Here is a 16564-nt window from a genome sequence, read left to right as displayed (position 1 = left end):
TAAAAGAAAATAAACTTTCACTGAGATTGATACATAAATTGAAGTGAGCTTTTGCTAAGCTAATAATAGAGAAAGGTAAGTAGGTTTGAGTAATGGGCTTTTAAAGTAGTCTTGAAACAGACGAATGGCAATAGTTGAGGGTTAATCATGCAGGTAATAAATCATTTTTTAACAAGTCAAAAGAGAGTTATATCGCTCTATAGCAGTAAACAGCTTTACGCTATAGAGCAAGCATGGTTTGGTGAAGGTCATGATAGCTTTGGGTTAATGCAACAAGCGGCTTGGCAAATGACCCGACATATTGAACGGCTTTATGAGCAAAAATCTCTAGGTTCTCCTTCGCCCTCTACTAACTCTTCTTATCATCATACTGCTCAGTATCGAGTGAATGTTTGGGTCGGGAAAGGCAATAATGGTGGTGACGGTTGGTTAATTGCTTATTATCTACAGCAAGCTGGCTGGCAGGTACAAGTAATAACCGTTGGTTTCGATAATTATGATTTTGATATAAGTCGTCAGGCGAAAGTGTCCAATGCTGCAAGTCCAATAACTGAAGCAGGTAAGGCTATGAAAATAGCATTATCTGAAGGCTGCCCTTATCTACGATTTGAAGATCATAGTGACAGTCAAAGTAGTATAAATACAACCGCTCTTGAGTCTGATGTTTATATTGATGCACTATTTGGTATAGGCTTAGATCGTGCACCTCGTGGTATTTATAAGCAGGCAATTAGTGTTTTTAATCAACTATCTCAAAGAAATAATGTACTGGCTATCGCTGTGGATATTCCAAGTGGCTTGGTCGCTTCTACTGGTGAGGTGTTTGACCGAGTAGCGGTAGAAGCTGACGTGACTTTGTGCTTGATTGCACGCAAGTTTGGGTTGCATACCAAAGACGGTATGGATTATAGCGGACAGGTTATTGATATACCGTTGATACCATATAAAGTGAGTCATAAAGAATTTATACCTGTAGCCAAGCTGATGGCTACTGGACATGGTCTTAGTTCACGGCGTCAAAATAGCTATAAGGGCAGCTATGGTCATGTATTGATCATCGGTGGCAATCGTGTGGATGGATCACAAGGTATGGGCGGAGCCGCGATACTATCTGCTTCGAGTGCGATGGCGACAGGATCGGGTAAGATTACCGTTGCTTGTCATGAAGATTTTCATGGTGCGCTATTGACCTCGTTACCAGATGCAATGACTATTAATTTACATGATACTGTAGGTGTGCAGCGTTTAATTAGTGATGTCAGTGTGGTAGCGATTGGCATGGGGTTGGGTCGTGACGAAAAAGCACAATCCTTATTTATAAATTATATTCAAGCCGCAATAGTATCGAAAAAACCAATCGTTATCGATGCAGATGGACTCTATCATTTAGCAACACTACAGATGCAAAGCCATAAATTGGTCACTGATCTACGAGATTATAGCGTTGATAATGAGGTTAGACTGACACCGCATAGTGGTGAAATGGCTAGATTGCTGAATAAAACAATAACGGAGATAGAGTCAGATAGATTACATGCTATAAAGCAGTGTGCGGAGATGTATGGTGGAAACTGGGTGTTAAAAGGGGCAGGCTCGCTCATATTAGAGCAATGCTTAGATTCTATACAGGTTTATGTCTGCAGTGTAGGTAATGCTGGTATGGCAACGGCCGGTATGGGTGATGTGTTGTCTGGCATCGTTGCGGGATTATCTGCACAACAAGATCTGGCAAAAGAGATGCGCAGTTTGCATCAAGCAGTGCTTATACATGGTCTAGCAGGAGATATATTGATTAGCCAATCTCATCACTTTAATACTGAGCAGAACAACAGATTTTTGATAGGACAACGAGGGCTACAAGCTCAAGATATGCCTGTAGCCATTCGTCATACTATGGAGTTGATGATTGAAAAGTACTAATTAAACAGTACTAAGAGTTAAAAACTAGGTAGATGTGTTGGCACAGTATTGGTCAATTGCTTGCTGTACACGCTCACGTTTGAGTTCAATCTCACGACCGTCTAGATATTGACGTTGGCCATTGTCATCCATTTCATAGATACGTCCGCCAACGTTTAGGTTTGTCAAGTTGTTACGTAGTGATTGGCAGCGCTGAGCATTTTCCTGTGCATCTTGTTCTTTAAGGCGTGTTTCAAGTTCTGCGATTCGCTGTTCTTCTGCGCTTTGGGTATTATTGTTTTGATTAGGATCTGTTTTACCTGCCATTTCTCCAGCGTTGCTTCGTCTGCCGTCACTACGGAATTCGATTAGCTCAACATTTTTACCATTTTGCGGTTCATGTTGGCTATATTTTACTTCGCCATGGGTACCGATAGACTTATAAACCTGAACAGCCTGACTGGCATTCATTGACAGCATTAGCATACACGCTGCACTCATACTGACAAGTAGTTTGGCAGCAGTATTTTTCTTAGATGCATATGCCATTGTAGCAATCCTCTTAATTTAAAAAATAGTTGTGTATATATGTGTCAATATAACATTTTAGTGTGTGAATGGTACTAAAAATGTACCAGCATTTGATTCTAGCAAATAATCATTATGAATGCATATTATTTAATAACTAATAGTTAGGCATAGGCTTTAGAAGTTTTGCTTGACAATAGCGCGCAAAGCGTCGAATATAATAGCCGTTGATTGGTCAGTGAGCGGCTTTTATAATATTGCCGTGGCACTTGAAAGTGAAAACTACGGGTTACTTATCGGTAGCTTACGCAGCTTCGTTTTCTTTGTGATAATGATATAGAAAAAATAGCATGCATATAATGGTAGCTATTCAATACTATAGACATTGTCTCCGGACTTATCTGTCTACAATGACTAAGATAAACTTATTATTTAAATTACGCTAAGTAATAGCGTTAGCAATTGTATTAAGCATGGTACAAGATTGCGTGACAAGATTGCGTGACAAGATTGCGTGACAAGATTGCGTGACAAGATACTCTGAACGGACCTATTGTAATATTTAACGATATTGCATCGTACTATTGGTCATGAGGGTTAATTTGTCTATCGATTTTAATACCTCTGTATACATCCATATGTATACATCCATAAATGCTTGCTGATATTAATAATAAGCGTCTTTTATAGATGCACTCGCATCTTGTCACTGTACATCGATAAAGCCTTGTCATATAACTGACCTTACTATATTGCCGTGTTTGAGTAGCATGTTGTCTTAAAGGCAAGCTTACTGAAATATAGCGTGTACACATTCTTGATATGGATAAGTATTAGCAGTCATTTTTATGAGATGAATAACCATGTGTAAACATTGTTGTCTTCTTTGATAAAGTAATGCTACTTCTTGCCAAAAATAAAGGTGATGACAGTGACGCAAACCACGCAAAGTCCGAATATGACTGGACATACCCAAACGGGTAATGCCGCCAAAAATTTTGAAGAAAAACAACAACGCCTTGCTGAAGGTAGTCAGCAGCCTGTGATGCTGTCTGGTGCTGAGATGCTAGTGCAGGCGCTAACGGATGAAGGTGTCAAATACATCTTTGGTTATCCAGGCGGTGCTGTTCTTCATATCTATGATGCTTTATTCCAACAAGAGAATATTGAGCATGTTTTAGTGCGTCATGAGCAAGCAGCGGGTCACATGGCGGATGCTTATTCACGAGTAACTGGTCATACAGGTGTTGTATTGGCAACATCAGGTCCTGGTGCAACCAATACAGTGACTGCTATTGCTACTGCTTTTATGGATTCGGTACCGATGGTGGTTATCGCAGGTCAGGTACCAAGTAGCCTCATCGGTGAAGACGCCTTCCAAGAAACAGATATGGTTGGTGTCTCACGTCCTATCGTTAAGCATAGCTTTCAAGTGCGCCATGCTAGCGAAATCCCAATGATTGTCAAAAAAGCCTTTTATATTGCCCAATCTGGACGTCCAGGTCCTGTTGTTATTGATGTGCCAAAAGACATGACTGCACCTAGTGAAAAATTCGCGTATAAATATCCAGAAGAAGTATTTATACGCTCATATCAGCCGTCATTAAAAGGTCACAGTGGTCAAATCAAAAAAGCAGTAGAAACGCTATTAGCAGCCCAGCGCCCTGTTGTTTACGCTGGTGGTGGTGTGATTTGGAGCAAAGCTCACGAAGAGTTGACAGATCTTGCACATCGCCTAAATTTGCCAGTGACCAATACTTTGATGGGTCTTGGTACATTCCCTGGTTCTGATCGTCAGTTCTTAGGAATGTTGGGCATGCATGGTACGTACGAAGCCAATATGAGCATGCATCATGCTGACGTAATTTTGGCAGTAGGTGCACGCTTTGATGATCGCGTGACCAATAATGTCAAAAAATTCTGCCCTAATGCGACAATTATCCACATTGATATCGATCCTGCGTCGATTTCAAAAACTATTTTGGCGCATATTCCAATCGTTGGCGATGTAAAGTCAGTATTGACTGATATGTTAGATATCGTCGGTGATGACAAACAGCTTGAGCAGCATGCATTGCTAGACTGGTGGTCACAGATTAATGAATGGCGTAAGCGTCATGGTTTACGTTATGACACCAGTACAGATAATGGTATTAAGCCACAAAGTGTTGTACAAGCCCTAGATAAAGTGACTAACAGTAATGCTATTATCACCAGTGATGTCGGTCAGCATCAAATGTTTGCAGCGCTCTACTATACCTATAATGAGCCGCGTCAATGGTTGAACTCTGGTGGTCTTGGTACCATGGGTGTTGGTCTTCCGTATGCGATGGCAGCAAAGCTTGCCAATCCTGAGCGTGATGTGGTTTGTATTACTGGTGAAGGCTCTATTCAGATGAATATCCAAGAGCTGTCAACCTGCTTACAATATAATTTGCCTGTTAAAATTTTGAACCTGAATAATGCCCAGCTTGGTATGGTTAAGCAATGGCAGGACATGCTATATGAAGGTCGTCACGCACAGTCATATATGAATTCATTGCCAGACTTCGTTAAATTAGCCGAAAGCTATGGTCATGTAGGTATCAAGATTACTGATCCTGCAACGATGGAAGCACAACTAGCTGAAGCCATGGCTATGAAAGACAAACTGGTATTTATCGACGTTTATGTCGATCGTAATGAGCATGTGTATCCGATGCAAATTGCTGGACAGACAATGCGTGATATGTGGTTAACAAAAGGGGAGCGTACCTAATGCAACAACAACATCTGATTTCGGTATTGATGGAAAACGAAGCGGGTTCGTTGTCGCGTTTAGTCGGCTTGTTCTCACAACGTGGTTATAATATTGAGACGTTAAACGTCGCGCCTACCGATGATCCAAGTATTTCCCGTTTGACCGTGACCACCATTACATCACCTGAAAGAATTGAGCAAATCACAAAGCAATTGCATAAATTGATTGAAGTGGTTAAAGTGCTGAATCTATCAGAAAATGTACACATTGAGCGTGAATTGATGCTGATAAAAGTTCGAGCGACTGGTAGCGTGCGTGAAGAAATTAAGCGCAACGCAGATATTTTCCGTGCACAAATTGTCGATGTAAATGCCAACCTATATACGATTCAAATCGTTGGTGATAAAGCCAAGCTTGATGGTTTTATCGACGTGATTGGTCGTGAACGTATTATGGAAGTGGTACGCTCGGGTGTGATCGGTATTGCTCGTGGCGAAAAAACGTTAAGTATCTGATCAACGTAGTGCCCGACCAACTTAGCATTTAATAGAAATTTTATTTGGTTAAAATGTGTTTTTTAAATTAACATAACGCTTATCTTAGCTGGTGTTTTATAACATTAGCGACAGTATCTGCGTTTACTATCCATGGTTATCCATGATTGAGAAAAAGGACTGTATTTATGAACGTTTATTATGACAAAGATTGTGATCTATCGATTATCCAAGGCAAAAAAGTCGCTATTATTGGTTACGGTTCACAAGGTCATGCGCACGCGCTTAACCTACAAGATTCAGATGTTGATGTGACTGTTGGTTTACGTGCCAACTCTGGTTCATGGAAAAAAGCTGAAAATGCTGGTCTTAAAGTTTCTGAAGTAGAAGCAGCAGTACAAGCAGCTGATGTCGTTATGATTTTGACGCCTGATGAGTTCCAAAAAGAGCTTTATAACGATGTTATCGAACCAAACATCAAACAAGGTGCTACATTAGCATTTGCTCATGGTTTTGCCATTCACTACAACCAAGTCGTTCCACGTGATGATCTTGACGTAATCATGGTTGCACCAAAAGCACCAGGTCATACTGTACGTTCAGAATTCACTAAAGGCGGTGGTATTCCTGACCTTATCGCTGTCTACCAAGATGCTTCAGGTCAAGCCAAACAGTTAGCACTATCATATGCTGCTGGTGTTGGTGGTGGTCGTTCAGGTATCATCGAAACAACGTTTAAAGACGAAACTGAGACCGATCTATTTGGTGAGCAAGCCGTACTTTGTGGCGGTGCAGTAGAGCTTGTGAAAATGGGCTTTGAAACACTAACAGAAGCTGGCTATGCACCAGAAATGGCTTATTTTGAGTGTCTACATGAACTCAAGCTTATCGTTGATTTGATGTATGAAGGCGGTATCGCTGACATGAACTACTCAATCAGTAATAATGCTGAATACGGTGAGTACGTGACTGGTACAGAAGTTATCAACGAGCAATCACGTGAAGCAATGCGTAATGCACTGAAACGCATCCAGTCTGGTGAATATGCGAAGATGTTCATCTCTGAAGGCGCAACTAACTACCCATCTATGACAGCTCGCCGTCGTAACAATGCAGAGCATCCAATCGAAACCACAGGTGCCAAGCTACGTGGTATGATGCCATGGATTGGCGGTAATAAAATTATCGATAAAGACAAAAACTAAACTGATAGTCAGTTATAACAAATCTATTTAGTTTAAAAAAAGCCCACGTTATCTTTTGATAGCGTGGGCTTTTTTATGGGCTGTATTTACTCAATGTTTTTATCGTAAGCCGTTAGTGTGGGTTGAAAATTACTTATATTACCCAATATAAACAAGCTTAAGGTTAGTTGTTTGCCGTTTATTCAGTAAAAAACTGATCTTGTTTTGAGCTATTACATCAATCAAATGATTCGTTCATTTTTACTTTTCTATAGATTACAGGTTGTGTGTTGTGCAAATATCTTATCCTGACTGGCTAACGCCGCAATTCGTGTATATTACTCTTAGCGCTGTGGTAGCAGTTTTAATTTGGATAGAAGGAGAGATGCTTAAAAAGACAGGTGGAAAATTGCCTAAGTCTAAGTTTTTTCAAATTGGCTCATTTCTAGATACTACATGGTTCTTTGTTTCTGTGGTCGTTCTATACGTGATTGATTTGACACCCTTAGCTATCACCGTACCGGCTGCTTATGGCATCTATACAACCTTTGGCTGGGTATATGGAACACGCTTATTAAAACGTAAAGGTATCCCTGATTCTCCCAAAGACTTAGTGATACCAGATAAGTATATTGCCTATAGTCAGTCTTTTTCGCTCATATTTTTTGCGTTATGTCTGTTAGTGTTGAGCTCGCCTTGGTTACCTATTACTCAGTAGAAAACACCTTAAATTATTGCTATCATTTTTTTACTATAAGTACAGGTTGATATTTTTTTATTTTATATCAGTATCTTATATAACATAATATGAATTACATGAGTGTCAACAATGAGCTTAAATTTTTTACAAAAATCATCAATTTAACCTGTTGTGATTACTAAAAGCTGCTATAATCAAGATGTATCTGAAATATTTTAGGTAAAAATATTAAGTTATCTAAGGGTAATTTAGTGGTTTTGACTGTTGCATTGGGCAAAAAAATATTTGGATATATATCAATTAATCGGTGATGACACACGTCTCGCCAACAGTTAAAGAGTTAGGAAAATTTATGTCAGATAAAGTTGAAGGCACTGTAAAGTGGTTTAATGAAGCTAAAGGTTTTGGTTTTATCGCTCAAGACAATGGCGGACAAGACGTATTCGCTCACTACAGCGCTATCCAAGGTAATGGCTTCAAAACTCTAGCCGAAGGCCAAAAAGTGTCGTTCATCTTAGGTGATGGCAAAAAAGGTCCACAGGCTGAGCAAATCGAAGCTATCTAATCGCATCAGTTATTGAACTAACTGGGTTTCAGTCAGTTTGATTACTACAAGATTATCAATATGCATTGATTACTTTGTTGATTAAAACAATAAAAATACTGTCTCAATTTTAAAAAAAAGCAACCTCTTATCAGGTTGCTTTTTTTATATAATTTTTTTGGTAGTAATAAAGTGCTATTGATTTTGACGATGAGCATCGTCAGGTAATAATAAGAATTGATTTAATATAGATACAATAGATAAGGTTGTATTATGAAGTGGGAGAATTGGCTTTCAATTGACTGGCAACAAGTACTCGGAATCTCTTTATCTGCAGTAGGCTTTTACGTGGGGTTAATGTTATTTACTCGATTGATGGGCCTGCGCAGTTTTTCTAAGTTATCAAGCCATGATTTTGCAATGACAGTTGGTATTGGTAGTATATTGGCATCGACTGTATTGGCGGACAAGCCGTCTCTATTGCAAGGGCTGTTTGCGGTTGCAGTGCTATTTTTGATACAGGGTTTCATCTCAGTTATTAGACGAAACGTAAAGCCGTTGAAGTCCTTGATCGATAATCAAGCTATTATTCTGATGGCTCATGGCGAGTATTTAGACGATAACCTAAAAGAGGCAAGTCTTAGCACTAGTGATGTTCAGGAAGTTCTACGTAAAAATGGTATTAAAGCAAAAACAGAAGTGTTTGCCGTTATCATGGAAACCACAGGTGATATGAGCGTCATTAAGAATAATGATGTCGAACCTGACTGGTCTTTATTTGACGATATACGAGACAGTGAATTATTGATCGATTCTAATAAAAGGGATGAATCATAGATCTAAACCTACTAATTATTTTTATCCATTAACCTCAAAGAGGTAAATAATAACAAAATATTAAGTAATCTCAAGGCTGAGAATGCTATAAAGGTACGAGCATTTAAGGGTGTTCATCTATAAAATTCGTAGAATAAAGTGCTTATAGAGTGTTTGTTATAGAATGTTGACAAATTTATGACGCATTATTCACGGCGTTGTCTTGACCTTATCTGCCTGCTGACGCAAGATACATAAGTCTGATAATAACGGTTGGCCTAGCTTTAGCAGATTTCATTAGTAAGGAATACAATGCTAATATGTGGTTAGATATTGGCTCATCTTTCTTAGTTAACAATATTCTGTTGATGTAGTAATAACCTTGAGCAGTATTTTGAACGACAATTTGAACCACAACGAACCTTTGGTTCTTAACTGATAATTCTTAACTCATAACATTAATAAACGAGGAACGTATGAAAGCATTAGTAGCGGTCAAGCGTGTCATTGATTATAACGTAAAAGTTCGTGTAAAAGCCGATAACTCTGGCGTTGACTTGTCAAACACTAAAATGTCAATTAACCCTTTTGATGAAATCGCAGTAGAAGAAGCGGTTCGTCTAAAAGAAGCGGGTGTGATTGATGAAATTATTGTTGCTTCAATTGGCCCAAAAGAATCACAAGAGCAGATTCGTGCAGCCCTAGCGCTAGGTGCTGATCGTGGTGTATTAGTAGTAAGTGACGAGAAACCATATCCATTACAAGTTGCCAAAATTCTAAAAAATATCGCTGAATCTGAAGCTACTGATATTATCCTATTGGGTAAGCAAGCGATTGATGATGACAACAACCAAACTGGTCAGATGCTAGCAGCATTAATGGGTATCGGTCAGGGTACGTTTGCATCAGAAGTGAAGGTTGAAGGCGACAAAGTAAATGTGACTCGTGAAATTGATGGCGGGCTGCAAACAGTTGCGCTTGACTTGCCCGCAGTTATCACGACTGATCTACGTTTAAATGAGCCACGTTATGCAAAGCTGCCTAACATCATGAAAGCGAAGAAAAAACCACTCGATGAAAAAACACCAGCTGATTTTGGTGTTGATATGACCTCTAAGCAAGAGATTGTTAAAGTTGTGCCACCTGCTGAACGTCAAGCTGGTATTACAGTGGGTTCAGTGGATGAGTTGGTTGAGAAGCTAAAAAATGAAGCTAAAGTAATTTAATACTTCACTACGGCATATCATGTGCAGAGTTATCTGTTTGGATTGATTTGGTATTCTCTACATCAGCAACTTTGTACACAGACAACATCATGACGTGAATAGACGATACGAATAAAAAAGGATTAGAACCATGGCAATTTTGGTATATGCAGAACATGACAATGCCAGTCTAAAAAAGGCAACTTTGAACACCATCGCTGCTGCTAAGCAAATAGGCGATGACATCCATGTATTGGTTGCCGGTAATGCTGCACAAGCAGCGGCTGATGAAGCGGCTAAAGCGGAAGGCGTGACTAAAGTACTATTGGCTGACAACGCTGCTTATGAGCATCAGTTGGCGGGTAATATCGCATTATTGGTTGCTGATGTCGCTGGCGATTATAGCCATATCATAGCGGCTGCGACCACTACTGGCAAAAACTTCATGCCACGCGTTGCAGCTTTACTTGATGTAAGCATGTTGTCTGAAGTTTCAGGTGTGGTAGATGCGCAAACGTTTGAGCGTCCTATCTATGCAGGTAATGCGACAGCAACGGTTAAGACTACAGAAGATAAAGTAGTATTGACTGTACGTACTACAGCCTTTGATCCAGTTGCAAGCGAAGGTGGTACGGCGACTGTTGAGGCGCTTGATACGGTTAAAGAGCTTGGTAAATCAAGTTTTGTAAATGAAGAAATGGCTAAGTCTGATCGTCCAGAATTGACATCAGCCAGTATTGTGGTTTCTGGTGGTCGTGCGTTAGCAAATGGTGAGAACTTCACTAAATACATCGAGCCATTGGCTGACAAACTTGGTGCTGCTGTTGGTGCATCACGTGCTGCAGTTGATGCAGGCTACGTACCAAACGATATGCAAGTTGGTCAAACAGGTAAAATCGTTGCGCCAGATCTATATATCGCAGCAGGTATTTCAGGTGCTATTCAGCATTTAGCGGGTATGAAAGACTCTAAAGTCATCGTTGCTATCAATAATGACCCAGAAGCACCTATCGCTAGCGTTGCAGATTACTTTTTAGAAGCTGATTTGTTTGATGCATTGCCTGAGCTTACTAGTAAGGTTTAATGTATATTCAAAGAACTACTAAACCGCTACGGCTTTACCCTTCTTAGATGTACTATTTGTACAATCTGCAGTCGGCTGCCTTGTATCTGTTTTAGACTTCTTTGACTATTATCAGTAGTAGGTGAATAATAAGAAACCCACTATCAGTTGATAGTGGGTTTTTTGTTGCTTAATAGATGATAAGGCTTTAATGTTAGTTGCACATGAATGCTAAGAGTAGTTTCTTTGACGCAAGGTCTCATACAGACATAAGGAGCCTGCAATGGCTACGTTTAGACTTTCTTGCCCATTGGGCTGCGGCAGCGCAATGGGTGTGGCGCACTGCATTAATTCATCGCAGACGCCTTGACCTTCATGACCCATAATCCAAGCCACAGGTGCAGATAGATTATGATCATAAATTAAAGTGTCTGTATGCGAGCTAGTCGCCAAAAGTGGTACTTGTACTTGATCTAGAATATCCTGAGTACTCAAGCCTTCATAAATAGTTAGTGCAAACTGTGCCCCCATACCTGCTCGCAATGTTTTAGGTGACCAAGCTTGAGCGGTAGCACTGGTACATAGGATGTTTCGAATACCAACAGCTGCTGCTGTACGTAGTAGCGTGCCAACATTGCCGCTGTCTTGCACGTCATTTAGGATTAAGCAGTCCTCATTAATCATGGTCAAGCTAGGCTCAGGTACCTTGATGACTGCCATAATATCGATGCCGGTACCTAAGCTTCGAATACTGCTATAGAGCGAATCTGAAAGCGTCAAAATAGGTGTATAGGTCGGTAGGCGAGACAATACCTGCTGCACTTCAGAATGATTATATGCTGATTCAGCCAGTAGTATTTGAGCGAATGGATAGTCGCTACGCAGCGCAGCATCGATGAGATGGACACCTTCGATGACTGTCTGGCCGTTTTTTTTACGCTGGCGTGCTTGTGTCAATAACGCCTTAACCAGCTTGACCGTTGTATTTTTATCTGAGGTAATCAGCTCGGTGGGGTTTGCTACCATAGTAGTTCACTTAGAAAAAAATATAGAGAGTGTAAACAATCAGTATATAACGACATCGATAGTAAGTTTTATACTGATTGTTTTTAGATTGGTTAGGCTGACTTATTTGTCAGTATAATTTACATGTAAATCTTTAACGTAATCGACTTCGTTTTTGCTACCGAGCACCACAGGAACACGTTGATGAATATCAGTCGGATCAATATCTAAAATACGATTAACGGCATCGGTAGCACCGCCGCCAGCACGTTCAATCAATAGACTCATTGGATTGGCTTCATACATCAACCGTAACTTTCCTGCTTTGTGAGCGTATTTGGTATCAAATGGATAAGTAAATAGACCGCCGCGGCATAAGATGCGATGTACATCACCTACCATAGCAGCGACCCAGCGCGTATTGAAATCGCGACCACGTACGCCCGCTTCACCAGCGATCAGCTCATCGATATACTGTTGCATCGGTGCGCGCCAATAACGGTAGTTTGAGGCATTGATAGCATATTCACTGGTATCGGCATCAATTTGCACATTGTCTTCTATGAGCACATAATCCCCTGTATCAGGATCCAAACTAAACATCACGACGTGGTCAGTTATCGTTAGCGCAAGTACGGTAGAGGTGCTATATAGTAAATAACCTGCGGCCAGTTGTTGATTGCCTGCTTGCAAGAAATCACTGTTTTCGCTAGTTTGACCTTGGCGCTGATAAGGTAAGACAGAAAAGATAGTACCAACAGCCATATTGATGTCAATATTTGACGAACCATCAAGTGGATCAAACAATACTAATAAACTACCGTCTGCATTGGCAGGGGTGGCATTGTCTAGCTCTTCTGATGCAACACCCGCACAATGTGTGTTTTTTGCTAGGGCATCTAATAATAAATCATTGGCCAGTACGTCTAGTTTTTTTTGATCTTCACCTTGGATGTTTTGATTACCAGCTTCGCCTAAGATATCTGCTAAGGCTCCTTTTCTAAGCAGTTGTGAAATGGTCTTACCGACATTAGTAACAGTCGTAATGACATCATTGAGTGCGGGCGTGGTGGCATGATTGTCTAGATAATTTGCTAAGGTCGTCATAAAGCTTCCTAATAAACGAGTTTGATAAAGAGTATTGAGCATAAAAGAGCAGAGAGTGTGCAGCGTATTTTAAATTGATAAAATTTTAAATAGCGATACCGTGTCTTTGTCCTGACCATAAAATCAGCTACACTATATGTATTATTCATTGATGTTTTTGCTAAGCTTGTTTGCAGCAGTAGTCACTACAACGCGATTAATATTGTCTAGCAGGCTGATAATTTTGTTTTATAGGACTTGTGCTATTGGGGTAAATTGTAGCAAATAAGCATCAGAATGTCCTTGTATCTATGTATATCCACGATAAATGCTCGAACAAAAATGAATAAATGATTAATATAGACTCACATAAACTCATAATAAAGACTCGCCCTTATGTCAAATTCTATCGATAGCAGCGCAATACATACGATCTCACCAACTGACTACGCAAAATTCGATCCCAATACCATTCACCAAAAGCTCAATACCTCACTGAGTCGTCCTCAGCTCAATACTGATGGTAGTATCCGTCATTTTTTGGGTGTGGAAGGTCTTAATAAAGAACAGTTACAAGCAATTATTGCAAAAGCAGAGACGTTTTTTGATGATAATGGGCAACTGATCAACCGTCCTGAGTTAGAAGGCTGTACGGTGATGAATTTATTTTTTGAGCCGTCAACACGTACACGCACGACTTTTGAAGTGGCGGAAAAACGTCTGGGTGCCAACGTGCTGAATATCGACATCGAACGCTCTAGCACCAAAAAAGGCGAGAGCCTACGTGATACTTTGTGGAACTTGCAAGCCATGACTGCGGATATTTTTGTGGTACGGCATTCAGCATCAGGCGCTGCTCATTTTATGGCGACTGAAGTGACTCCTAATATTGCCATTATTAATGGCGGTGATGGCTGGCATGCCCATCCAACGCAAGGCATGCTTGATATGCTGACGATTCACCGTGAAGCACCGCGCCCCTTTGAAGAGCTATCAGTGGCTATCGTCGGTGATATAAAGCATTCTCGGGTCGCACGCTCTGATATCAGTGCGCTACAGACTTTGGGGGTTAAAGACATTCGTGTCTGTGCGCCGCGCACTTTATTGCCTAAAGGTATTGAACGTTTTGGTGTGAAGGTTTATGAAGATATGAATGAGTGTGTGACTGACTGTGATGTCATTATGGGACTGAGGATTCAAAATGAGCGTATTGGCTCACCATTGCTAGCATCGTCAAGTGAATATTATAAGCATTATGGTATTACACCAGAGCGCGTGGCACTTGCTAAACCTGATGCATTGGTTATGCACCCAGGACCAATGAACCGCGGTGTTGAGATCGCTTCAAGCGTGGCTGATGGCGCACAGTCTGTGATTTTAAAGCAGGTAAATAATGGCATTGCTATTCGTATGGCGGTATTGTCACTTGCGATGGCAGGTCAACGTGCTCATCAAGCTGCTAGCAAATAATATTCTCTCACGCTATTTTATTCTTCATTATTTCATTTTATTGATACGGTAATAACGCTCATGTCCAATATGATAAACACTGATGCACCGGTACTTGACCACCTTCCTAACACCATTAAAAATGCATTACCAAGTGCAGTGACTGATAAGCTAGCCTCTCTTGAGGCTGAACGTGAGATGTGGTTGCTGCCACCGTTGGTTGATCTATGCGCACGCTTACGTGAGCCAGGGCAACAGCAGCACGGCACGCTTAAATCAGAAGGTAGTGCTGCTCGTGGTAATGGTTTTTTGCATGTGGTGGTTCCACCTGATACAAACCCTATTTTAGAAAATGGCTCGCTACTCAAAGGGTTGCGTGAGCGTGCGCTTGAAGATGGTGGCATTCATTTGCATGTATTAGGTGCGTTGACTGCGGGGCTAGAGGGTGAGCGTCCATCTAATATTGCAGGATTAAAGAAAGGTGGCTGTATAGCAGTCTCTAACGCACGCAGACCTTTTCGTAATGACTTAGTGCTATTACGTACATTAGAGTATGCTGCAACTTTTGGCATGAAAGTGTTCTTTTATCCTGATGAGGCAAGCCTGTCTGGAGATGGAGTGGCGCACGAAGGTTATATCGCTTCATATCATGGACTACAAGGTATTCCATGGATTGCGGAAACAGTTGCCTTGTCTACCCAGTTATTGATGGTTGAAGAAACGGGGATAGCAGCTCACTTCAGTCAGCTGTCTTGCAAGTCTTCAATAGAGCTGATGCGCTGGGCGAAAGACAAGGGGCTACCAGTGACTTGTGATGTAGCGATGCACCAACTGTATTTAACCGATGATAATTTGGAAGGCTTCAACGCTCAAGCATATGTGTTGCCACCTCTGCGTAGTAATACTGATCAACAAGCCATCCGCCGTGGCTTAAAAGATGGCACGATTGATGCGATTTGTAGTCATCATGAGCCACTGAACAGTACAGCGAAAAAAGCACCATTTGCTGAGAGCACACCAGGCATCTCAAATTTTGATACATTCATGGCGTTAGCCTGTCAGTTGGTACATGATGAGGTGCTGACGTTAGAGCAATTGGTAGATAAAATCTGTCTCAATCCGGCAAAAATAGCAGGTATTAGCGAGCAGTATGAAAGCATTGGCGGTGCAGTATTGGTTGACCCAAATCTAACATGGCAGGTGACTGCACAATCGATGTTATCGAATGGTAAAAACACGCCGTTTTTTAATCAGCAACTGCAAGGACGCGTTGTGGAGACTTTCTTTGGTTAATTTACCGCAACAGGATGACAGTCGGCCGCCATCCTCGAAGGATTGCGTTACCGACTTAGTTGACCAACCAGACAAACGACACAGTACTTCTAGTGAGTCTATCCGAGCGGTAGCAATTTATGAGATAGTCAAAGGTGCGGGTGCTTTGTTGGGTGCTGTTGCGTTGTGGTTATGGCATAGGGATATAGTGCATTGGTTTAAGACGCTAGCAGTCTCGTGGCAGCACAGCTTTGGTCATCTATTTGCACCGCAAATTGATAGCGCAGTCCGCATTACTCAGCAGGCAAGTAAAAATTGGTCATTATTTTTATTAATAATTTTTGCTTATGCCAGCTTACGATTTCTTGAGGCTTATGGTTTATGGCAAGATAAAACTTGGGCATATTGGTTTGGTGTATTGGGTTATGGGATATTTATTCCGATTGAGCTGTACTATCTAATAGTCCGACCATTTGATTGGTTTAAACTAATCATATTGGTATCTAATATTTTGATTGTTATCGTGGTTTATCGTAATATGAAACGAAAAGGCTTGATATAAAGTCTTAAAATATTTAT

15 protein-coding genes are annotated in these 16564 nt (G+C 40.8%); 12 read left to right on the top strand and 3 right to left on the bottom strand.

The window, feature by feature from the left end:
* Positions 1-147: 147 nt before the first annotated feature.
* A complete protein-coding gene (locus EI164_RS00170; RefSeq protein WP_192517996.1) occupies positions 148-1920 on the top strand; it encodes an NAD(P)H-hydrate dehydratase in 1773 nt (590 codons plus the stop codon).
* A 24-nt stretch (positions 1921-1944) separates the two neighbouring features.
* Here EI164_RS00170 and EI164_RS00165 read toward each other — a convergent pair whose 3' ends face one another.
* Positions 1945-2448 (bottom strand): DUF4124 domain-containing protein, encoded by a 504-nt coding sequence (locus EI164_RS00165; protein WP_192517995.1) that lies wholly within the window; start codon positions 2446-2448, stop codon positions 1945-1947.
* A 1024-nt stretch (positions 2449-3472) separates the two neighbouring features.
* Here EI164_RS00165 and EI164_RS00160 point away from each other — a divergent pair.
* From EI164_RS00160 to EI164_RS00125, 8 genes are all read left to right on the top strand, one after another.
* A complete protein-coding gene (locus EI164_RS00160) occupies positions 3473-5185 on the top strand; it encodes an acetolactate synthase 3 large subunit (protein WP_225739044.1) in 1713 nt (570 codons plus the stop codon).
* Positions 5185-5682: an acetolactate synthase small subunit gene (gene ilvN, locus EI164_RS00155; RefSeq protein WP_192517994.1), complete on the top strand. Its 498-nt coding sequence runs from the start codon at positions 5185-5187 to the stop codon at positions 5680-5682. Before EI164_RS00160 ends, ilvN begins: the two co-directional genes overlap by 1 nt.
* 167 nt (positions 5683-5849) lie before the next feature.
* Positions 5850-6866 (top strand): ketol-acid reductoisomerase, encoded by a 1017-nt coding sequence (gene ilvC, locus EI164_RS00150; RefSeq protein WP_192517993.1) that lies wholly within the window; start codon positions 5850-5852, stop codon positions 6864-6866.
* Positions 6867-7137: 271 nt separating this feature from the next.
* A complete protein-coding gene (locus tag EI164_RS00145) occupies positions 7138-7563 on the top strand; it encodes a hypothetical protein (RefSeq protein WP_192517992.1) in 426 nt (141 codons plus the stop codon).
* 334 nt (positions 7564-7897) lie between these two features.
* Entirely contained in the window at positions 7898-8110 is a 213-nt protein-coding gene (locus EI164_RS00140) for a cold-shock protein (protein ID WP_057758834.1), read from the top strand.
* Between the two features lie 252 nt (positions 8111-8362).
* Positions 8363-8926: a DUF421 domain-containing protein gene (locus tag EI164_RS00135; protein ID WP_192517991.1), complete on the top strand. Its 564-nt coding sequence runs from the start codon at positions 8363-8365 to the stop codon at positions 8924-8926.
* Positions 8927-9381: 455 nt separating this feature from the next.
* A complete protein-coding gene (locus tag EI164_RS00130) occupies positions 9382-10131 on the top strand; it encodes an electron transfer flavoprotein subunit beta/FixA family protein (protein WP_192517990.1) in 750 nt (249 codons plus the stop codon).
* 130 nt (positions 10132-10261) lie between these two features.
* Positions 10262-11194 carry an FAD-binding protein gene (locus tag EI164_RS00125; protein ID WP_192517989.1) on the top strand — a complete coding sequence of 311 codons (933 nt, stop codon included), beginning with the start codon at positions 10262-10264 and terminating at the stop codon, positions 11192-11194.
* A gap of 210 nt (positions 11195-11404) precedes the next feature.
* Here EI164_RS00125 and EI164_RS00120 read toward each other — a convergent pair whose 3' ends face one another.
* Both EI164_RS00120 and EI164_RS00115 read right to left on the bottom strand, forming a co-directional pair.
* Positions 11405-12199 carry a TrmH family RNA methyltransferase gene (locus tag EI164_RS00120; protein WP_192517988.1) on the bottom strand — a complete coding sequence of 265 codons (795 nt, stop codon included), beginning with the start codon at positions 12197-12199 and terminating at the stop codon, positions 11405-11407.
* Between the two features lie 102 nt (positions 12200-12301).
* Positions 12302-13285: a class 1 fructose-bisphosphatase gene (locus EI164_RS00115; protein ID WP_192517987.1), complete on the bottom strand. Its 984-nt coding sequence runs from the start codon at positions 13283-13285 to the stop codon at positions 12302-12304.
* Between the two features lie 375 nt (positions 13286-13660).
* Here EI164_RS00115 and EI164_RS00110 point away from each other — a divergent pair, with 375 nt between their 5' ends.
* From EI164_RS00110 to EI164_RS00100, 3 genes are read left to right on the top strand one after another with little or no spacing between them, the layout of a single operon-like run.
* A complete protein-coding gene (locus tag EI164_RS00110) occupies positions 13661-14734 on the top strand; it encodes an aspartate carbamoyltransferase catalytic subunit (protein ID WP_192517986.1) in 1074 nt (357 codons plus the stop codon).
* A 60-nt stretch (positions 14735-14794) separates the two neighbouring features.
* A complete protein-coding gene (locus tag EI164_RS00105; protein ID WP_192517985.1) occupies positions 14795-16006 on the top strand; it encodes a dihydroorotase in 1212 nt (403 codons plus the stop codon).
* The gene (locus EI164_RS00100) at positions 15999-16547 is read left to right on the top strand and encodes a DUF2127 domain-containing protein (RefSeq protein ID WP_225739042.1); all 549 of its coding nucleotides are present in this window, start codon (positions 15999-16001) and stop codon (positions 16545-16547) included. Before EI164_RS00105 ends, EI164_RS00100 begins: the two co-directional genes overlap by 8 nt.
* The last annotated feature ends 17 nt before the right edge of the window (positions 16548-16564 follow it).

The sequence above is a fragment of the Psychrobacter sp. FME13 genome (genome assembly GCF_014861395.1).
GTDB lineage: Bacteria > Pseudomonadota > Gammaproteobacteria > Pseudomonadales > Moraxellaceae > Psychrobacter.
This window is presented reverse-complemented; position numbering and strand designations above follow the sequence as displayed.